The sequence below is a fragment of the Enterococcus sp. 3H8_DIV0648 genome (genome assembly GCF_002140655.1).
GTDB lineage: Bacteria > Bacillota > Bacilli > Lactobacillales > Enterococcaceae > Enterococcus_A > Enterococcus_A hulanensis.
Map to the genome: position 1 here is coordinate 3260371 of NZ_NGLG01000001.1, position 21367 is coordinate 3281737.

General features: G+C 40.3%; 21 protein-coding genes. 18 read left to right on the forward strand and 3 right to left on the reverse strand.

The window, feature by feature from the left end; all coding sequences use genetic code 11:
* The first annotated feature begins 593 nt into the window (after positions 1–593).
* From A5875_RS15030 to celB, 14 genes are all read left to right on the forward strand, one after another.
* Entirely contained in the window at positions 594–1706 is a 1113-nt protein-coding gene (locus A5875_RS15030; RefSeq protein ID WP_088934337.1) for a tyrosine-type recombinase/integrase, read from the forward strand.
* 400 nt (positions 1707–2106) lie between these two features.
* The gene (locus A5875_RS15035; protein ID WP_088934338.1) at positions 2107–2760 is read left to right on the forward strand and encodes a WxL domain-containing protein; all 654 of its coding nucleotides are present in this window, start codon (positions 2107–2109) and stop codon (positions 2758–2760) included.
* A 63-nt stretch (positions 2761–2823) separates the two neighbouring features.
* A complete protein-coding gene (locus tag A5875_RS15040) occupies positions 2824–3876 on the forward strand; it encodes a DUF916 and DUF3324 domain-containing protein (protein ID WP_242551158.1) in 1053 nt (350 codons plus the stop codon).
* Position 3877: 1 nt separating this feature from the next.
* Positions 3878–4192, forward strand: coding sequence for an LPXTG cell wall anchor domain-containing protein (locus A5875_RS15045; protein ID WP_242551157.1), 315 nt, complete (start codon positions 3878–3880; stop codon positions 4190–4192).
* Positions 4185–6920 (forward strand): WxL domain-containing protein, encoded by a 2736-nt coding sequence (locus A5875_RS15050; RefSeq protein ID WP_088934341.1) that lies wholly within the window; start codon positions 4185–4187, stop codon positions 6918–6920. Before A5875_RS15045 ends, A5875_RS15050 begins: the two co-directional genes overlap by 8 nt.
* 18 nt (positions 6921–6938) lie before the next feature.
* A complete protein-coding gene (locus A5875_RS15055; RefSeq protein WP_088934342.1) occupies positions 6939–7169 on the forward strand; it encodes a hypothetical protein in 231 nt (76 codons plus the stop codon).
* A gap of 56 nt (positions 7170–7225) precedes the next feature.
* The gene (locus A5875_RS15060; RefSeq protein WP_176244689.1) at positions 7226–7963 is read left to right on the forward strand and encodes a winged helix-turn-helix domain-containing protein; all 738 of its coding nucleotides are present in this window, start codon (positions 7226–7228) and stop codon (positions 7961–7963) included.
* Between the two features lie 159 nt (positions 7964–8122).
* A complete protein-coding gene (locus A5875_RS15065) occupies positions 8123–9547 on the forward strand; it encodes a 6-phospho-beta-glucosidase (RefSeq protein ID WP_088934344.1) in 1425 nt (474 codons plus the stop codon).
* Between the two features lie 84 nt (positions 9548–9631).
* Positions 9632–9946, forward strand: a complete 315-nt coding sequence (locus A5875_RS15070; RefSeq protein ID WP_088934345.1) for a PTS cellobiose transporter subunit IIB — start codon at positions 9632–9634, stop codon at positions 9944–9946.
* Between the two features lie 15 nt (positions 9947–9961).
* On the forward strand, positions 9962–11977 hold the full coding sequence (locus A5875_RS15075) for a BglG family transcription antiterminator (RefSeq protein ID WP_088934346.1): 2016 nt from the start codon (positions 9962–9964) through the stop codon (positions 11975–11977).
* Positions 11978–11991: 14 nt separating this feature from the next.
* Positions 11992–12309 (forward strand): PTS cellobiose transporter subunit IIA, encoded by a 318-nt coding sequence (locus tag A5875_RS15080; RefSeq protein WP_088934347.1) that lies wholly within the window; start codon positions 11992–11994, stop codon positions 12307–12309.
* A 37-nt stretch (positions 12310–12346) separates the two neighbouring features.
* Positions 12347–12526 (forward strand): hypothetical protein, encoded by a 180-nt coding sequence (locus A5875_RS15085; protein ID WP_088934348.1) that lies wholly within the window; start codon positions 12347–12349, stop codon positions 12524–12526.
* Positions 12527–12717: 191 nt separating this feature from the next.
* Positions 12718–13383, forward strand: coding sequence for a hypothetical protein (locus A5875_RS15090; protein WP_254911878.1), 666 nt, complete (start codon positions 12718–12720; stop codon positions 13381–13383).
* A 14-nt stretch (positions 13384–13397) separates the two neighbouring features.
* Positions 13398–14771, forward strand: coding sequence for a PTS cellobiose transporter subunit IIC (celB, locus tag A5875_RS15095; RefSeq protein WP_088934349.1), 1374 nt, complete (start codon positions 13398–13400; stop codon positions 14769–14771).
* 111 nt (positions 14772–14882) lie between these two features.
* Here celB and A5875_RS15100 read toward each other — a convergent pair whose 3' ends face one another.
* Positions 14883–15746, reverse strand: coding sequence for an aldo/keto reductase (locus A5875_RS15100; RefSeq protein ID WP_088934350.1), 864 nt, complete (start codon positions 15744–15746; stop codon positions 14883–14885).
* A gap of 75 nt (positions 15747–15821) precedes the next feature.
* Here A5875_RS15100 and A5875_RS15105 point away from each other — a divergent pair, with 75 nt between their 5' ends.
* Positions 15822–16166, forward strand: coding sequence for a MerR family transcriptional regulator (locus tag A5875_RS15105; RefSeq protein ID WP_088934351.1), 345 nt, complete (start codon positions 15822–15824; stop codon positions 16164–16166).
* Positions 16167–16229: 63 nt separating this feature from the next.
* Here A5875_RS15105 and A5875_RS15110 read toward each other — a convergent pair whose 3' ends face one another.
* Together A5875_RS15110 and A5875_RS15115 are read right to left on the reverse strand one after the other, a co-directional pair.
* Positions 16230–16664: an acyl-CoA thioesterase gene (locus tag A5875_RS15110; RefSeq protein ID WP_088934352.1), complete on the reverse strand. Its 435-nt coding sequence runs from the start codon at positions 16662–16664 to the stop codon at positions 16230–16232.
* Positions 16665–16666: 2 nt separating this feature from the next.
* On the reverse strand, positions 16667–17506 hold the full coding sequence (locus tag A5875_RS15115; RefSeq protein WP_088934353.1) for an NAD(P)H-hydrate dehydratase: 840 nt from the start codon (positions 17504–17506) through the stop codon (positions 16667–16669).
* Positions 17507–17910: 404 nt separating this feature from the next.
* On the opposite strand from A5875_RS15115, the gene pepV reads away from it, so the two are divergent.
* The 3 genes from pepV (at position 17911) to A5875_RS15130 (ending at position 21366) form a co-directional block, all read left to right on the forward strand.
* Complete coding sequence (pepV, locus tag A5875_RS15120) at positions 17911–19323, forward strand: dipeptidase PepV (protein ID WP_088934354.1); 1413 nt, start codon at positions 17911–17913, stop codon at positions 19321–19323.
* Between the two features lie 138 nt (positions 19324–19461).
* Positions 19462–20382 (forward strand): nucleoside hydrolase, encoded by a 921-nt coding sequence (locus A5875_RS15125; RefSeq protein ID WP_088934355.1) that lies wholly within the window; start codon positions 19462–19464, stop codon positions 20380–20382.
* A 90-nt stretch (positions 20383–20472) separates the two neighbouring features.
* Entirely contained in the window at positions 20473–21366 is an 894-nt protein-coding gene (locus A5875_RS15130; RefSeq protein WP_088934356.1) for an SDR family oxidoreductase, read from the forward strand.
* Position 21367: the final 1 nt, after the last annotated feature.

Here is a 21367-nt window from a genome sequence, read left to right on the forward strand (position 1 = left end):
AAGTTACAACAGTATTTGATCACAATTTTGGGCCTTTATGGTCTATTTTTTTTGAGATCCATCTCTATTAGCGATTCAACTGCTTACCTTAATATTCCGTCAGGGCTTCATAAAAAGAGGCAGTGAAAGGTTTTTAATAAACGCCAATGCGCATCACTTCCTGCTTGCCGAAAAGTTCAAAAAAAATACGCAACGATAAGTGCACGCCGCATACAAGAGTTATTTTTATTCAAATTGCCTAATTAATAGGGTTGGCTGGAAAGTCTAATTATTTTGCTGAAACAAGCAGGTGAAACTATAGTAGGGTGAGATTTTCCTTGAAATAGCGATGGGTTAATTTTCTTGTTTTAAATAAAAACAAGAAAAATCAGTTTAAATCACAAAATAATGTTATGCGTTGTTGTTTAGCAAACATTACACATTAAACTATAATGCTTTTCGAAATGAAAAGCAACAGAAAATTCAATGTTTTTCTTTTTTTAATATTATGTTTTCGTTAGCTTCAATTAAATTCTTAAAAAGTGTTGTTAAAAGTAATTTTTGGCAAGTCGTCAATAGTACTCGTCAAATGGAATGGAGAGTGTGGTTATTTTATGAATACTCAAACCTGTAAGGGAGACAATATTTATTATCGAAAGGATGGTCGTTGGGAAGGGCGGTACGCCATTGGACGAAAAACCAATGGTCGTTTGAAATACGGCTATGTCTACAGTAAAAGTTATCAGACAGTGAAAGAAAAACTTTTTCCGTTGCAACAGAGGTCAAAAAAAATGATGTCGCTTTTTGGGAAAAGTTTAATGAGTTACGAAGAATGGATCAGTCAATGGAAAAAAGATATCCAACCAACAATCAAAGAATCGACCTATTCAGGTTACTGCTATAAGTTAGAACGCTATCTTTTGCCTTATCTAGGAAGTATCCAATTGTATCAATTAGATACGGAAAAAATCCAAGAGTTGGTGGATCACTTTATGACCGAGCTATCACCAAGTAGTATTCACATCATCATAGGGCTATTAAAGAAAACGATCAATGATGCAAGAAATCAAGGATTGTTATTCAGCAATCCTTGTGACTCAATCAAACTTCCCAAAAGAAATCGACAAAAAGTTCATGCGTTAACGGTAGATGAGCAAAGAGCACTAATGAAGGCAGTAAATTCGATTGGAAGCGACAATGCACAAGCAACAACGCTCGCCCTAAATACTGGTATGCGTATTGGAGAGATTGCGGCATTGACTTGGGAAAACATTGATTTCTCCCGTGGAGTCATTTCTGTCGAAAAAACCTGTCAGAGACTGCTTAATGAGGAGAGCCATACTACGTATATCCATTATGATACAGTGAAAAGTATTTCCTCCAATCGCATCATTCCAATGAATCAACAAATCAAACGGGTGTTGCAAAAGTTAAAAAGGAATTCTACCAGCGAATTTGTCTTCGCTATTAATGAGAAAGGCTGTGAACCGAGAATGCTCACGAATTATTTTCATCAAGTTCGGAAGATGGCGAATTTAGAGAATATTCATTTTCATCAACTTCGACACACATTTGCGACCCGTTGCTTAGAGGCAAATATCGGAATTGCTACGGTTAGTGCATTGCTGGGACATGCCTCGGCAAAAATGACCCTTGATGTCTATTCCGATTCGATGATGAATGAACGAGTCGCTGCAGTCCACGCCATTGAGCGCCAAGCAATTTAATCCAAATAAAAAAATTAAGCGTGGAATCTCTTAAGGAGAGAATCTTTTGCCTTAATCAAGTAAGCGCTAACAATTCGTTTGATTCAAAATAAGGATTCGTTTTAGATAAATCTTACAAAATTAAAGTTTTTTTCGGATAAATATTAGATGGATTCGTTATTTTAAGGTGTCTCTGCTGAGTGGTGAAGCCGTCACTTGAACCCGTCATTAAGTTAAGTGCTTATTATTTTGCGGCATAAGAAGACTATCTTGTTTTTATTTAAAACAGGATATACGAAATTGACTTTTGGGGTCAGTATAACATGTTCTCATATTATATTATTACCTTTTGGTATCAACGGGGGATTTCCTCTTGATATAAATCTCAAAAAATAAAGAAAGAAAAAGGAGAGAAAAAGAGATGAAGAAAAAATTATTAGCTGGAGTATTAGCCAGTGCAACTGTGTTAGGTGTTTGCATGGCAGGAGGGGCTGCACTAGCAGCAGAACAAGACACTGTTACGACTAATGCTGGAATTGGTTTTACAGACTACGTCCCTGGTGGAACTGGTGATTTAGCAATTAAATGGGCACCAGGTAGTTTTGATTTTGGTACCACGAACACTGTAAACGCTAGCGCGACAGCTTATAACGAAGATTCTGGTGCGAAAAAGTACATTGTTATTCAAGATAAACGTGCAGAAACTAACGCAGACAAATGGGAATTGAACGTTGGTTTAAGTGATATCAAGAGTGGTAGCGCTCAATTAACTGGTGCGACTTTAGAGTTTGACGCAGCTGTACAAGCTTATCAAGGAACTGCGACACCTGAATCACCTGGATCAATCGTTGCACCAACAGATCAAACAGCAACTGTTACAAATGTAAAACAAGTCTTGAATCAAGGCGGCGTTGCTCAAAAAGTGATGGAAGATGACGGAAGTGGTACTTCATCTTATAAAGGAACAACTGCTTTAGAGATGGATGAAATCAAAATGAACGTTCCTGCTGGTGTTGCAAAAGAAGGTAGACAATATTCAGGGACTGTGACTTGGTCTTTGGATGACACACTTTAAGAATGAAAAGAAAGAGGAGCAGGAGACATCTCCTCTCCCCTTTTTTTATTGGAGGAGGACGTAATGATGACATGGGAAAAAGGGAAAAAAGCAAGTCTAATGATACTTTTTTTATGGATGTGTTTCTTTTTCCCAATTGCCGGACAAGCTGAGGAAGAAGCACAGAATCCCGCAGGTTTTACTGTAGAAAGTGTGATTCCCGATAACCAAGTTGACAACACAAAAACTTATTATTATTTAAAATTAAACCCTGAACAAAAACAAACAATTCAAGTGAAAGTTATCAGCACTCAAAAGGAACCTGTCACAGTAATGATGAATGTTCATGATGCTGTGAGTAGTTCCGTTGGAGCAATCGATTATGCGAATGCAAATCCTAAATTGGATAAGAGCTTAACGAACCCGATAACAAAATTAGTAAAGATTAAAGACAATCAAAAAAAAGTTACAGTTAAAAACTTTGAAGAAAAAATCGTTGAGTATGAAATTAGTGCGCCAAAGGAAGCATTTCCAGGGGTTAAATTAGGTTCGTTGCGTTTTGTCCGACAATCAGAAAAAAAAGAACAAAATAAAAATGGACTGTCCCCAGAGTATGCGCGAGTAATCGCCTTGATGCTTACTGAAGATGAGAGCACCTTCAATAAAGGAGCAGAACTGCACCTTATAAAAAAGGTTCGGCTAGATCTTTCTGATGGTCGAAAAGTCATTGCTGCGACGATCCAAAATGATCAGCCAAAAGTAGCGCAAGAATTAACGATTAAAGGCAATGTGGTAAAAAAAGGGGAAAAAAAAGTCATTGCTAAGCGTGAGATGAAGAATTTCTCGGTAGCACCTAATTCGAATTTCGATTTTGAGATATTGCTGGGATTAGATCGTTTTTCAGCAGGTACTTACATTTTTACTGGGGAAGCGAAAGGCGCGGAGAAAACTTGGAAGTGGAAAAAAGAGTTTACGGTTGGGAATAAGCAGGCAAACAAGGTGAATGAAGAAACAGTTTATCGAATTCATGTACCGAAATGGGTACTGTGGGCTGGTATTGGACTGACCGTCTCGTTAATAGGATTGATTGCGTATTTAGTTTATCGTCAACGACAGTGGCATGAAAGGAAGGGATAATATGAAGAAAAAAATATTTCTTTTATGTTTGATCGTCGTCACTTTCATTCCGATTCCAATGCAAGGAGCGGAATTTTATTATCCTATTGGTATCGGATTTTCTAAGCAATCTGTTAAACGAGAACCCGATCCGCCAGTTAATGTACCGACCGAAACGAAACATATCGCTTTAGATACCTATCCACGAAGAAAGCGACTTCCAAAAACGGGAGAGGATCAAATACATGGCGTACAATTTCTGGGATTACTATGTCTGAGCTTATGTTTTTGGGGATTTCTATTTACACGACTAAGAAAGGAGGAAGAACATGAATAAATTCAGTAAAATGTTGTTTTGCAGCAGTTTATTCCTCCTTCTTTTTCCAACGGCCCTAGTAACCGCAGAACCATTGGAAAATGTACCAACGAGTGAATCTACTCTTGGTTCAATGTCAAAAGATATTTTACCCGAAAGCGATCAAACGATCGACTCAACAAGTTCATCGATTGAAAAGCCAGAAGATACTTCAACTGAATCAATTGAACCTAAAGAAGTTTCAGAGTCCAGCAGTGAAGTAAGTCAGACTATGGATGATAAAATAAGCCCCCAAGCAGATACACCGCTGAAAGAAGGCCTCCCTAATCAGTTGGAGCCCTATGATATTGATAAGAATTTTGCAGATGCGATTAGGAAATGGTATAAGTCGACTTCTACTCCCGCCCCTACTCCTATGACGAAAGAGTTTATGGAAACTATAGGGGTTTTATATATGAGGGGAAATTATCCGGATGAGACAGCGAAGAATAAATTGACTAGCATGAAAGGACTGGAGTTCGCAACGAATTTGACTCAATTATATTGTAACGATAATCTGTTAACGAGTTTAGATGTAACTAAAAGTCCCAAACTAAACACACTACATTGTTTCAACAATAAAATAGCAGGCACTTTGGATGTATCCGGCAATATAAGTCTTGCTCGTCTGCATTGCTACAATAATAAAATAACTGGCTTTGGAAATATGGAAAAATTAGTAAGTCTTAATATATTGTACTGTCAGGATAATGAGCTGAATAGCTTAGATGTAAGCAAATCCACAGCTTTGGGAGAATTATATTGTGGAGGGAATCCGTTATTAGCTAGCTTAAAAGCACCTATCCAGTTACCGAAACTCGATGTGTCAAATGCACCGTTATTGAAAGACTTAGATTTGAATAATTTTTATAACTTAGTGGAATTTTCTTGTGCTGGTAATAATATCGAAAATTTAGATTTAAGTGGAGTTTTAGGCTTACCAAAATTAAAAAAGCTTGACTGTTCCAATAATTTGTTAAGCAACCTAAATTTGGCTAATTGCACAGCCTTAGAAGAGTTGATATGTGACAATAATCGATTTACCAACAACGTAGGTTTCGTAAAGACACTGAAGATAATTAGTATAAATGGCAATGTTAATGATAATGAAATGTTAACTATAGATTTGAGATCACATAGTAAATTAGAGGAATTGTCTTGCAGTAACAGTCAGGTAAGTAAGTTGTATCTATCTGGGGCTACCTCATTAAGGGATTTGAATTGTAGTTCAAATAAGCAACTAACAGAACTTGATGTTAGCGCTAGCAGGAATTTAACAACACTGGATTGCAATAATAATCAGTTGACTGCTTTGAATATAAAACCTAATTCAAAACTGACCAAATTGGATTGCAGCGTTAATAAGTTGTCCGCTTTGAATGTAGGATCTAATCTGAATCTGACCGAATTGAAGTGCAGCAGTAATCAGATAAGTGACATTACTAGTGCAAATGGTTTGAGTTTGTTGACTACGTTAGATGCAAGCAATCAAGAGGTCACTACTCCAAGACCATTCGTTTCTAATGATCTAGAAGCAACCGTTGATGTTCTTCGTACCACGGCTAAAACAGGATTAACTGCGTCGAGTGTAGGAATGTATCCAATTCCATCAATTGTATGTACGGGTGATACAATTCTTTTGAGAAAAATCAATTCATCCTCATTTAATAATGGGAATATTAACTTTTCTTATGCTGGTACTAAGTTGGCTGAGGGGGCTTCATCGGGGAAAAAAGATTTTAACGGGACAATTTCTTTTTACGATGTTAGTGAAATTAGTCAGGAATTGAAACCAAAGCAACGAAAAGTATATACCGGAGAAGCAGTTGAATGGACATGGAAAATCACTGGCCTGAGTTCAATCAAAGCAGATGACATTCAGGCAACATTTAAATTACCCAATGGTTTAGAAATTGACGAAGATAGTATTGAAAAGAATGGTATCAAAGCAACGATCAACGATATTAATGGAACCAACAAATTAGGATCATTGAGTAAAAACGATAGCATCACTTTTACCTTTAAAACACGGGCAACGGGTGTTGTTGGAGAGGCATTAAAACCAGTTGGGCGTGTTGATTGGGACGATGCAACGCTGGCGGGGCCTTATCACAAAGAGGTGGAAGAAGAGATAATCATTTCAGATGATCAGCAATCCTATACACCTAAAGAGAATAAAGACTTAGCCTTGGTTTCAACTCCGCTGATTTTTAATTATGGGGTACAGGAGATTCACTCAACGGCAAAAACGTATAGCTTAGATTCAACACGGTATCAAACTAATACGAATGTTGTAACAAAAGGTTTTTACACCCGAATGAAAGATGATCGTACGACGAGTACTGGATGGAAGTTAACAGCGAAGCTATCAGAATTTACCGATAGTTATGGACGCAAGATGCCAAATAGTACAGGAGCTTCATTGAAATTCACCAATCTAGCAATTGAAAAAATCATCAATCGTGATACCTCAAGTGAAGATATTGATCCTTCGCTAGCAGGCAAACCAAGTACTGTAAAGGCTAGCGAGACACTAATAGTCGGGCAATCAGCCAAAACGTTAGTTTCTGCCAAAACAGGTGAAGGTGTAGGAACTTGGCAGTTGAAGATGCCGTTCAACAAGATTTCTTTGAATTTGCCACCTAATGCGGGCGAGAAAAAAACGACTTATACTGCAATATTAACTTGGTCGTTAGATGACACACCATAGGAAAGGGAGAAATTAGATATGACGATTCCATTATGGCTTGGTGTTTTTGGCGGGTTTGCCGTGATCAGCTTAGTCGCATTTTTGATCTTTTTTATCAAGGATAGTCAACTGCGAATAAAATATGGCAAGCGTTCGACGGTTTTACTAGTCGATTGCGGTTTGTTATTCATCATGTTGTTATCAATTGCTGGGGCGATTTTTTTATATCTTGATTGGCAGACCCAGCTAAATTACTTTTTATCAAAATAATAGGATTGAAGGAGCGGGAGCGACTCCTTCAATCATGGATGAAAGAGGTTAGAATAATGAGTGCAATCTTAGTTTTGACAAAGAATCTATTAGTGGAACAGACTTTGCAAGAGCAATTGCAATATCTTAGTTATGAGGTTTTTTGCTCGGTTGAATTATTTAATCTCCTGAAAGCAAATGATCAATACAAGGAGAGGCAAAATGATTACTTGAGGCAACTTTTAGCGAATTATCAGGCCGTTGTTTTAAGCGAGACAATTTCAGATAGCGAAATTCAAACGTTGATGCCATTGGTGACAGCTAATAATCGTGTTCTTATGCGTAAGTTGAACAGTAGACCTTCTAAAAGAGAAGAGGAGCAAATTAAAAAATCAGGTGTCGATGGTTGGATCATTACCGATAATTCGATCGATTCTTTACGGGAACAGTTAGTGGAAAAGCTTGCAGGCTATCACAAGGAGGAGGCCAAAATTGTTTTCTTGTATCCGAATCAAATGGAGTCAGGAGATATAGTTAAGTTGCAAGGGAGTCTGTCCAATAGAGAAAAGGCCGTTTTGGATTGTCTGCTTAAGGCAAATGGAGAGATCGTTTCACGAGATGAACTATGCGCCTATCTATGGAATGAGGCACCAAATAATTCACATTTATCTCAAGCCTCCGTATTAATCAAGCGAATCAAAATGAAGCTGGAGTTGGCCGGTTATGACCCGGAAATGCTCAAAACGATTTGGGGCAGAGGGTATCTCTTAATACAAAGCACACTGACAAATGAATACTTTATGGAAGCGAGATGACCGAGTTTGGGCATCTCTTTTTTTTATCTTTAAAACATCTTTCTTCTATAGAAACTACCCCAGCCAGCAAATTGCCACAACGCTGTGGCAAATGTCTGAGTTCCGAATGTAACCGCTATCTCTTATGATGAGGATAGTAAAGGAAAGGAAGGTAAACGTATGACAGGATTTCCAAAAGATTTTTTGTGGGGAGGTGCAGTGGCCGCTCATCAGCTTGAAGGTGCTTGGCAGGCAGATGGAAAAGGAACCAGCGTAGCAGATGTGATGACTGTCGGTGGACCAGGAGTTCCGCGAAGAATTACTGAAGGGGTGCTGGAAGGAGAGTATTATCCCAATCATGGCGGAATCGATTTTTATCATCGCTACAAAGAAGACATCGCACTCTTTGCTGAGATGGGCTTCAAGTGCTTCCGAACATCGATTGCCTGGACGCGAATTTTTCCTAAAGGAGATGAGGAGGTTCCCAATGAAGCGGGGCTGAAATTTTACGACAATCTTTTCGATGAATGTTTGAAATACGGCATCGAACCCGTCGTGACGCTTTCGCATTTTGAGTTGCCGTATCATTTAGTCACCGAGTATGGCGGTTTTTCCAATCGTAAAGTCATTGATTTTTTTGTAAAGTTTGCCGAGGTTTGTTTTAAACGTTATAAAGACAAGGTCAAATATTGGATGACCTTTAACGAGATCAATAATCAAGCCAATTACAATGATCCATTCTTCTTGTTTACCAACTCAGCGATTCCTTTTAAGGAAGGGCAGGATCGTGAGAAGATTATGTATCAAGCCGCTCATTATGAGTTAGTGGCTAGTGCGAAAGCTGTTCAAATCGGAAAAGCGATCAATCCAGATTTTGAAATTGGTTGTATGATTGCCATGTGTCCGATTTATCCGGCAACCTGCAAACCATCAGATGTTTTGATGGCGCAAAAGGCCATGGAGAAACGCTATTACTTTACTGATGTTCACGTGCATGGTGCTTATCCGGGTTATATGATGACATACTTTGCCAGAAAAGGTTATGATTTAGATATCACATCGGAAGATTTAGCAGAACTGAAAAAAGGAACCGTTGATTACATCGGCTTCAGCTATTACATGTCATTTGCTATCAAGCATAATGAGGACAATGTTTTCTACGATTACCACGAGCAAGAGGACTTTATCCGAAATGAGTACATCGGTATCTCAGATTGGGGCTGGCAGATCGATCCAGAAGGTTTGCGTTATGCGTTGAACTGGTTCACGGATCATTATCGCGTGCCGCTGTTCATTGTTGAAAACGGTTTTGGCGCGATCGATGAAAAAGAAGCGGACGGCAGCGTTCATGACACGTATCGGATGAAATATTTCCGCGACCACATTAAAGAAATGAAAAAAGCGGTCGTAGAAGATGGCGTTGACTTGATGGGGTATACACCTTGGGGCTGCATCGATTTAGTTTCGGCGAACACCGGCGAAATGAAAAAACGCTATGGCTTTATTTATGTCGATCGGGACAATGAAGGCAACGGAACCTTGGAACGCAGCAAGAAAGATTCATTTGATTGGTATAAACAAGTCCTGTCTCTTATACACATCTAGACTGCTATTCTCAGATACGTTAAAATAATAGTAGAAAGATATATAAGGATAAAAATATTTAAATAATATAGGGAGGAAACAACGATGAAAAAAGCATTGATTATTTGTGCCGGAGGAATGTCTTCATCAGTAATTGCCAAAAAAACAACAGAGAACTTGCAAGGAAAAGGAGAAGAGATCCAAGTAGATGCTACTTCTCAATCGCAAGGAGCAAGCACGATTGCCAAGGATGAATATGATTTGTATCTGGTTAGTCCGCAAACAAAAATGTACTTTGACAGCTTAGAAAAGAGCGCGAAGAAATACAGCAAACCAATTGTCAACATCCCGCCGCAAGCTTATGTACCGATTCCAATGGGGATTGATAAATTGTCTAAAGTGATTCTTGAAAATATTTAGTAAGGATTGATAGCAATGTTGAGCAAAAGAGAAACACAAATCCTAAAACTGCTTTTTGATCATAAGCACACGTATTTGACGAGCCAAGAAATTGCTTCGGGGATTGATGTTTCCAATCGGACAGCCAGAAAATATCTGCATTTATTAGAAGATACATTAAAAGCTGAGGCTGTCGCGACGATCGAAGCGAAACAAGGAAATGGGTACCAGTTGAAAATTGAGGACGCAAAAAGATTTGATGAGTTTTATCTGACCGAAGTAAAAGATCAATCAACTTCAAAGGATATTACGACGATTCAGGAATCAAATGATCGACAGTACTATATTCTAAACCGCTTATTTTTTGAACAAAGTGCCGTGTATGTTGATGCAATCGCAGACGAACTATTTGTTTCTCGCTCAACCATATCGAACGATCTAGTTGAAATAAAAAAACTGATCGCACCTTACCAAATCGAGCTTCAAAGTAAAAGCAATAAAGGAATTTTCATAGTAGGGAATGAACAGAATATTCGGCACTTCATTATGAATTATTTCTTTATGGAACGTCTGCATGACAATCTGTTTGCCTTTTCAATGTACGCGAACTTATTGGAAGGGATCAGTGTTGAGGAAATTGTCATTATTGTTTTAGATGAATGTCGGGAATCACAATTAAAGCTTTCAGATTTCATCGTTTATAACTTAGTCCTTCATATCGGCCTGGCGATCAAACGAATCCAAAATGGTTTCTTGATGGATATCCAGGCGCCGATCGCTTTTGACGAAGATTCGATTGAATACCAAACAGCATTAAAAATCTTAGCAAGAATTGAAAATGCGATGGGGATCACCTTTTCTTCTGAAGAAGCCGATTTTATCGCGCTTCACTTGAAGAATAAGATCACCGCTAAAACCATTTTTCAAAAGGCTGATGCGACCGAAGCTGAAATTCGAACGCAGTTGCTAGAAACATTAAAGGCGATCGATCAGGACACGCCGTTTAATTTGGAACACGATACGATCTTAATTGATGGGCTGATGATCCACTTCATCCCGCTATTGACGCGGCTGCAAAACAACTCCAGCATCGAAAATCCGCTGCTCGAGGAGATCAAGACGCAATATCCTGATTTGTATGAGCTGACAGTCAACTATTTTTCAAAAATGCCTGTCTTTAAGCCTTATCAAGTGACCGAAGGGGAATGGGCCTATCTTGCCATTCACATAACGGCAGCGGTGGAACGCTACTTCAATGAGCAAAAGACTCATGTTCTAGTTATTTGTGCGACCGGCTTAGGCAGCTCCCAGATGATCAAAAATCGGTTGGAACGAGAATTTGGCTCCAGAATCTTGATCGAAAAGGTCATCAGCTACTATGAGATCGCCGAACAGGATTTAAGCCAGATCGATTTGATCATTTCATCGATCAATTTGGGAAATATCGTTTTAAATGCACCAATCGTTAACGTCAGCGTCTTCTTAGGGAAAGAGGACATCCAAAAAATCAATCATGAAATATCCAGCAATAAGGGTGGCCATTTCAAAGATTGCAAAGAAAAGAATCAGCCAGAAATGGTCGAAGAACAAATTGAATTAATTAAGCGAAGCTTCAAACCAGAGCTGTTTTATTTTGCCAAAGGACCCGCAACAAAAGAGGCGGTCTTAAAAGAATTGATCGGCAAGATCGAAGCAGTCGAAAACACCGACTTGCAGGAAAGCTTTTTAAACCAGTTGAAACTAAGAGAATCCTATAGTTCAGTCGTCTTCTCAGAATTTATGGCTGTACCGCATCCAATCGAAGCGCTGACTAAAGAAGGTCACGTTGCGGTAGCGGTAGTACCAGAAGGGATCAACTGGGGCGAGGAATGTCAAAGCATTCAATTAGTCTTCTTGCTGTCACCGGATAAAATAGGGAAGTTTGAGATAGACAAGGTTAGTCAAATGTTGGTCGAAATCATGGAAGATGATCACTTCAGGAAAGCCTTAGCTTTCAGCGATACTTTTGATAACTTTATCAAGGCGTTTATTGATCAATTTAAAAAAGCATAAAAAGGAGAAAACAAATGGACTCAGAAAAATTACAAGAAGCTGCATTTGAAATTATTTTGAGTAGTGGCGATGCCCGAACTCTTGTACATGAAGGTTTCAAAAGTATGCGTGAAGGAAACTATGAAGAAGCCGAAGGACATTTGAACGAAGCAAACGAGTCGCTAGTCAAAGCCCACAAAGCACAAACCGAGCTCTTGCAGCAATATGCCAGCGGAGAAAAAATCGAAATGGAAATCATCATGGTGCACGCACAAGATCACCTGATGACCACTATGACCCTCCGCGAAGTCGCAATCGAGATGCTGTCTTTATATCAAAAAGTAGCACAATAAGAGCTGCTTACCTTAGTAAGAACAAGGAGCGCTAAGGATGAATAAAAAAATCGAATTAAAACGGGTGGAGCTGAACAACTTAAAAAAAGAGTTGGACACTATCAAGCAGTTGCCCTACGGCGGGATACCGCTAGCCGTTGAAGCCAAACGGGTCGAAAAAAAATATAAACAGCTAGAAAAAGAACTACAAGACTACGAACAAACAAATGATGCTTGAAAAATAGCTACCGAAGAACGAGATAGGATGTCAGTTCTGCTTTTCGCAGTATAAAAAAATTCGATTAACAAATAACGAATTAATTGAGAATCAAGTACGTGCACTTTAGCAGAATGATATACGGCATGAGAATAGGATTGATTTTTGTTAAAAAATCATTACCTTACTACGAATAAGGATGTCAGTCCAACTTGTTAGCAGCTAATAAGGTGAAAAAACCTAAAAAGCAGTTCAAAGAAAACAAAAATGAAAGAACTAGTTGGATGATATACGTGGCGAGAATAAAACCTATTTTTTCGGTTTTTGAAAAAATAGTTACCGAAGAACGAGATAGGAGAGAACACACGATGGATAAAGAGTCTGTTAGTCAGTTAAAAAAAGAAACGGCATTGAAGAATTTTAGATATAATCGCTTCCTTTTACTTAGATATTTATTAGCCGGTTTTTTCTTTACTAATTTATATTGGTTGCTTTCTTTAGCTATGAGTAAAAGTATGTGGGCACTGCTGCCGCTGGGATTAATTGTACTTTCAGTGCCAGCCATTGCAGAGCATTTACGTCTGTACGGCTATCCATCAGATGATGTTCGCGACCAATTAAAATGGCACCGGCTATATCAAATAACTCAAATAGTAATGAACATCATTTTGTTTGCGGCTGTTTTGACGAATCTAGGCTTCGAACAAGTCTTCCCATTTTTCACAAATAACATGACAAGCAAAGGGTTTGTCAGCTGCATATTGATCGTTGGAATCCTGTTGTCAGGAATTATTTTAAAAAGAATTAACAGCATTTATAGTCAAAAGGATAAACATGCATCGTATATTACAGAATTTAGCAAACTAAATAATAAATAAAGGGTGATTAAAAAATGGACGGATCAAATAATAAAGTCTTTGCTTTCTTAGAGAAAAACTTGATGGGCCCAATGGGGAAAATCGCATCATTAAAAGTTGTGCGGGCAATCATGGGTGCTGGTATGGGCGCAATTCCATTTACGATCGTTGGTTCAATGTTCTTAGTGTTCAATATTTTGCCAATGACATTTCCGTTTTTAGAAGGCATTTTCAACGCGACGTTTTTCAAATTCAGTGACCTTTACATGTTAGCCAACAGTACGACGATGGGGATTTTGGCATTATACTTTTGTGTTGGCTTAGGATATGAGTACACGAAAATCATCGCGGAAGAAGAAGATTTGAACATGGCGCCGATCACAGGTGCATTGCTGTCAATGTTCGCATTCTTCTTGTCGATTCCTCAATTAGTGATGGACAACGGCACAGTGGTTCGTTTGACTGACGCTAAAGAAAACATCATCAACGGTTGGGCAATCGGCGGTGACGGCGTTGCTCGTTTAGGAACAGTCGGAATCTTTACAGGGATCATCATGGCAGTCATTGCCGTTCAGCTTTATCGTTTGTGTGTATCAAAAAATTGGGTCATCAAAATGCCTGAACAAGTTCCAGAAGGTGTATCTAGAGCCTTTACAGCATTGATCCCAGCATTCGTTGTAGCCTTTGTTATCCTGATCATTACAGGTATCTTAGTATTCCTCAATACCGATATTTTCCAATTGATCGCTATTCCGTTCGGTTTCGTAACGAACTTAACCAGCAGCTGGATCGGTGTTATGGTGATTTACTTCTTGATCCACGCTTTATGGATCGTGGGGATTCACGGCGCCAACATTATTTCTTCATTGATCGCTCCGATCACTTTGGGCAACTTGGCTTTGAACGCTGACGGCGCACATATCCCGTTAGCCGGTGAGTTCCAAAACGCCTTCGTAACGATCGGCGGATCTGGTGCAACATTAGGTTTATGTATCTTCTTAGTTTACATGGCTAAATCAGAACAGTTAAAAGTCTTAGGTAAAGCAGCAATCGTTCCATGTCTGTTTAATATCAATGAACCGCTGATCTTCGGTATCCCATTGATCTACAACCCATTCATGGCGATTCCGTTCTTCTTAGCACCAATGGTTTCAGCATCGATTGCTTACTTTGCAATTCAATTAGAATTCATTCGTCCAGTAATCGCGAACATGCCTTGGCCTTCACCAGTTGGTGTCGGTGCCTTCATCAGTACCGCTGGTGACTGGAAAGCAGCTTTAGTCGCAATCATCTGTGCGGGAGCAGCGTTTGTCATCTACCTGCCATTTGCTCGTGCTTACGATAAGAAATTGGTTGATGAAGAAACAAGTGTGTCAGAAGAAACTGCTGGCGAAAGCATTTCAGCATAATAAAAAAGAATATGATAGCTATTAACAGTTGAGTGCCGTCCTCTTAAAAGCTCTGTGCTTTTAGGGGGACGGTTTATTCAACTGATTTTTTTGTGGAGCCGTTAGAGAGAATTACTTATTCAGCTTCACTTGATGGAGCCCTTCAATCAGCTGCGGATTCCGGGGATCAGTAAAGGCTGTTTGGTTAAGATTCAATGCTGAGATTTCCTGCATGTCATGTTCTGACAGTTCAAAATCAAAAATCGCAATATTTTCAGCCAGACGCTCTTTATGCGTTGTTTTGCTGAGTGAAACAATATTTTGTTGGAATAACCAGCGTAAGACCACTTGTCCAATGGTTTTCCCGTGGCTTTGCCCGATCTTAGCCAATATTTCATTTTGAAATAAATCGTTTTGACCTTGAGCGAAGGAGGAAAATGCTTCTGGCTGCACCTGATATTTCTCCATGTATTCGATCTCAGTTTTACGCTGATTCCAAGGATTGATTTCAATTTGATTGATTTGCGGTCTAGTTTCATTACTTAAAACAAAGTTTACGAATTGATCCGTTTCGAAATTTGAAATGCCGATTGCTCGAATCTTTCCTTGTTTTTGCAGTTCACAGAGAGCCCGCCATGATCCGTAAATATCACCTAAAGGCTGATGGATAAGATAGAGGTCGAGATAATCTAATTGCAGATTTTCAAGAGATCGCTCAAAAGCTTGGAACGTTTCTGCATAACCCGCGGCATCGATCCATAGTTTAGATGTGATAAAAAGCTCCTCTCTGGAGATCGGGGATTCCTTTATTGCCAGACCGACTTGTTTTTCGTTCATATAGAGTTGAGCAGTATCGATTAGTCGATAGCCGGCACTAATAGCTTCGGCGACTGCTTGCTGTGTTTTTTCTGGTGCGATTTGAAAGGTGCCAAATCCAACTGCAGGGATTTCCACCCCATTGTTTAAGGTAAAAAAATTTTGTTTATCCTTCGTCATTTTATTTTCCTCGCATTCCTTAGTAATGTACAATGAGTATAAAACCTCAAGTCGACTTTAGGTCAAGGAGAAAAAATGAAAATCGGAGAAATTTCAAAAAGGACCAATATTCCCATATCAACGATTCGTTTTTACGACAGCCAGCAGCTGATCCCGCCAGCGTATATGCGGCGCTTGGAAAATCATCAGCGGGATTTTACGGAGGATGCGATTCCGTTTTTGATCAAGATCCATAATGTGATCAAGGCGGGTGTACTGATTGAAGAGTTGAAAAGTTTAGTCAACCCCGATCCCACACCAGAAGTCATTCAGCAGCAGGTTCGTTTAATCAAACAGAACATCGAATTAATCACCGAAAAACAAGCCAATTTGCAGGAGGCTAAAAGCTTTTTGAGCTCGCTGTTAAATGAACGTGATTAAGACTAAAAAACCACCCTAGAAAAGTTAGCCGATCAACTAACTTCTCTGGGGCGGTTTATTTTTTTACAAATCTTCTTTGGTCGTTTCGTAATATTCTAAAAACAGCTCATGTAGGGCAGGATGAGTTTTTCGCAGCTGCACTAAACGGTTGGTTTCGTAGGACATGAAGCAGTGTTGGCTCGTACCGGTCGTCACCAGTCTGTCTCCATTATAGACACGGTATTCGAAATCTAGACGTGTACCGCTATATTTAGTGACGATTGGTTGGATCAGAACTTCGTCGCCGAAGCGGACCATTTCCTTATACTCGCAGCTGACACCTAAAACAGGGATCATAATACCATCAGCTTCGATTTTTTCAAAGGGGCAGTTCATAAAAGACAGCGCGTCGACACGGGCCTCTTCAAACCAGCGAATGTAATTAGAGTGATGAATGATGCCCATCTTGTCTGTTTCATAATAAAAAGGCTTGCGAAGATAGCCGGGATATTTTTCCATAGTTAGTTCCTTTCGGTTGCATATTTTTTCATATAACGAGGCAGAGCCTCACTGATGGAGGTAGGCAAGACGACGTAATGATCTTTTGCCAGCTCGTCGCCTATCAAGCTGTGGAGATAGACCGCCGCTCCGATCGTATCGATATTTTTTTCAAACTGAGCTAAAAAGCCGGTGATCATACCAGCCAAAGTATCTCCCGTGCCGCCTGTCGCCATTCCCGGATTACCTAAGGGATTTTGATAGTAGGCGATCGCTTCGTCGTAGATCGTTGTGCGATGACTCTTCAAAACGATCTTGGCGCCTAAAAGAGCCTGCTTGGCGCGATTGTTTTCATCCGTCTGCTGGATAAAGGATAAGCCGCTCAGTCTTTCCCACTCCGCCTGATGAGGAGTGAACACGGTCTGTTCAGGATGCTTTAATGTCAGATTATACTCACTAAAGAGCGAGATGGCTGAACCGTCAATTACCAGCCATTGCTGCTCTTTTTGACTTTTCAATACGCCTTTTAACAGGGTCAGTGCCGTTTTATCCAAGCCTAGCCCAGGACCAATCAAGACAACGTCGGCTTTTTCTAGGACTTGATAGATCATCGTCGTCTCCCAAAAGGCTAAAACCATCGCTTCTGGCAGGCGTGCGTGAAGGGCACTGTGATTTTTTTCAGCAGTGACGACGGTGGTAAGTCCCGCGCCGCTTTTAATACAAGCCTCGGCACTCATGATGATCGCACCGCCATATTGTTGATTGCCGCCGATCAAAACAACTCTGCCAAAGGTTCCTTTGTGGGAAATCTCCGGTCGTTTTGTAATCACTTTATGCAATATTTTTTCGTTTAGTTGGACCATCTAGTCACCCGCTTTCATTAACTTTATATTGGAATCATTTTTAATGGTAATAACAGGATAAAATTCACTATGAGTCTCATTATAAGGGAAAAAGGAGAACCTGTCCTTGCATTTCTTAAAGAGTTTTCATTTTTATTCTATTCAATAGAATGCTATCATTAAAGTGGTTTAAATTAAGGGATGTCAGTTGCGAGTTCCACTTTGTATTTTTAATACGCTAGTGGAATCGTATGCCAACGACAATAAGAAAATTTGTCTCAAATTTTTACATCTTCATTAGAGTTGGCTCAACTTTTCGCAATTCACTAAGAAGAGAAAGCCGTTTAAAAGTGAGGCAATCATTCAAGTGAATGCAGTAGTTGAATGTTATATGGCATTCGAATCGAATAAGGAGGAATCTTTCAATGACAATCGATTTTAAAAAAGAAGTCGAAGCACGCAAAGACGATCTATTAGCGGATCTATTCACTTTATTACGTATTAAGAGTGAACGTGAAGACGACAAAGCAACTAAAGAAGCACCATTCGGACCTGGACCGGTGGAAGCATTAGAAAAAATGCTTGAGATCGCAGAACGCGATGGCTTCACAACAAAAAACGTCGACAACTATGCCGGCCATTTTGATTACGGTGACGGCGATGAAACCTTAGGAATCTTCGGTCACTTAGATGTGGTACCTGCTGGTGACGGTTGGAGTTCAGATCCTTACGAACCAGAAATTCGCGACGGTAAATTATATGCCCGCGGATCAAGCGATGACAAAGGCCCTTCAGTTGCGGCTTATTACGCTGTAAAAATCATCAAAGAATTAGGTTTGCCAATCTCTAAAAAAATCCGTTTTGTCTTCGGTACTGACGAAGAAAGCGGCTGGGGAGATATGGACTACTACTTCGAACACGAAGAAAAACCTGACTTTGGTTTCTCACCAGATGCGTATTTCCCAATCATCAACGGTGAAAAAGGGAACGTAACTATGATCCCTCATTTTGATGGTACAAACGGTACTTCTTATGTACTTGTAAGCTTTGAAGCTGGTCTTCGTGAAAACATGGTTCCCGGCAATGCAGTTGCAGAAGTAAAAGTTGCAGATGCAGACGCTGCTGAAAAATTAGCGAAGGAATTCGCCGACTATGTTGAAAACAATCCAGTCAGCGGAAAAGCAGAAGTATCTGGTACAACAGTTACTTTACATTTAGACGGAAAAGCAGCTCATGGCGCAAGTCCTCAATTAGGTACGAACGCTGGGACTTTCTTAGCAGTCTTTTTGACAAATTATGATTTTGAAAAAGGTGCTAAAGCCTTTATTGAAAACAGCGCAAAATATATCCATGAAGATGTTTATGGTAAAAAATTAGGCGTAGCATTCAACAATGAAAAAATGGGCGAATTGACGATGAACGCTGGAATCTTCAGCTTCAAAGACGGTCAAGACAACGACAACCATATCACATTGAACTTCCGTTACCCTAAAGGTACGACAGCCGAAGACATCAAAGCAAAATTAGAAGAACTATTCGGCGCGGACGTGAAGGTAACTCAAGGAGCACACCACATGCTTCCTCACTATGTACCAGCAGATGATCCATTGGTAGCTACTTTGCTAGATACTTTTGAAGACCACACTGGCATCAAAGGGGAAGAAAAAGTGATTGGCGGCGGAACATTCGGTCGTTTACTAGAACGCGGTGTCGCTTACGGCGCACAATTCCCTGGCTTTGAAGATACGATGCACCAAGCCAACGAATACATGTCGGTTGAAGATATTTTGAACTCTGCAGTGATCTATGCAGACGCGATCTATCGTTTAGTGAAATAAGCATTTACTGAAATGAACCTCACAATTTTTAATTGTGAGGTTTTTTCTATTGAAGAACATGCACTGGTTGGCATAAATGTGAATCCTGTTGTATGCTTTTTGAGAACGCTTGAGACTTAAAGAGAAAGAGAGAATGCTATGAAGAAAAGACCAGTCATTTTAAGTACCGATCCGGGAATCGATGATGCAGTTGCGATCGCTTTGGCCCTTTTTAACGAGGAGCTGGAGGTAAAGCTGATCTGCCCGATCTTCGGTAATGTCAGTTTGGAACACACGAAAGCCAATACCGAAAAATTATTGACGCTCTATCAAAAGACACCGCGCGTTGTTCTAGGAAGCTCGCGTCCGTTATTAAGAGAAGCGATCGATGCCAGTGAGATCCATGGGGAGTCAGGCATGGACGGCTATGAGTTTCCGGAGGCGTCTATTTTTGCGGATGAATCTCAGACGGCAGTTGAGGCGATGCATGAGGTAGTGAACGAAGCGGAAAAAACGACACTAGTCGGAATCGGACCATTAACGGATATCGCGCTGTTTATCCACCTTTACCCGCAGGACTTAGCCAAAATCGATCGAATCGTTGTGATGGGCGGCAGCTTGGGACGTGGAAATTATGGCGTGCTGTCTGAATTTAATTTCGCGGCTGATCCCGAGGCAGCAAAGATCGTTTTCAACAGCGGCATCCCGATCCAAGTGGCGCCATTAGAAGTCGGCAATCAAGCCAAGATCATGCCGGAAATTACGAATAGGCTGAGAAGTATGGGGGAAATTGGTGAAATGATCTATCAACTATTTTCGAAGTACCGCAGCGGAAGTGTTGATGCGGGTTTGAATATGTATGATGCTTTAGCGATTGCCTTGATTGTAAAGCCGGAAATATTTGAATTGGTTTCGACGCGCGTCGAGATTGAGACGACTGCGTCATTAACCTATGGGGCATCCTTGATTGATCTGAACAATTATTTAGACCTGCCGGCAAATGCGGATGTCGCGGTCAACGTAGAAGCGTCGCGTTTTGAACAATGGTTTATCGACTCGCTTGCCAAAACAGCGAAGTAAAAATCGCTTTACAAATTTAACTTTTAAGCAAAATATTTTAGCTTTTTGCCAATATCGCGTAGTGTTAAAGGTAGAAAGTGAGGAGATAGAATGAACGAACCAAACTTAATCGATCCGCGAAAAATGTATCATGAAGGACAATTTAAGAAGCAAGATCAAGATACTCCGGCACTGCAAGATGACATGGCACCTAAACCAGATTGTGGCGAGGAAAGCTATGTTGGAAATAAAAAATTAGAAAATCGCCGAGTATTGATTACAGGAGGGGACTCTGGAATCGGTCGTGCCGCAGCGATTGCATTTGCACGAGAAGGTGCGGATGTGGCTATCCATTATTTCCCGGGCGAAGAAAAAGATGCGAAAGAAGTTGCCGACTATATTGAAAAAGCCGGACGTAAGGCACTGTTGCTGCCGTACGATCTAAGAGAAGATCACGCGCCAAAAGAAATGGTCGCTAAAACAGTCGAAGCCTTTGGCGGATTAGATACGTTAGTCCTAAATGCTGCGCAGCAGATCACACGAGAATCAATCGAAGAATTGCCAGTCAAACAAGTGGAGGACACCTTCAAGGTAAATATCGTTTCAATGTTTGCCATCGTACAAGCAGCCCTGCCTCACTTGCCGGCAGGCAGCAGCATCGTGACGACAACGTCTGTTCAAGCCTTCAATCCAAGCGATCATCTGATGGATTACGCTTCAACTAAAGCGGCGATCGCAAACTTCACTGTCAGCCTAGCGAGCCAGCTGGCGAAAAAAGGGATTCGCGTGAACGGGGTTGCTCCTGGTCCAATCTGGACACCGCTGCAATTGGATCACGGACAACCAAAAGAAGCGTTGCCTGAATTTGGTCAAAACGCGTTACTAGAAAGAGCAGGTCAGCCAGCCGAGTTGGCCCCAGTTTATGTCTTTTTAGCATCCAACGACGCCAGCTACGTGACATCACAAATCTATGGTGTGACCGGCGGCGAACCAATCAACTTATAAA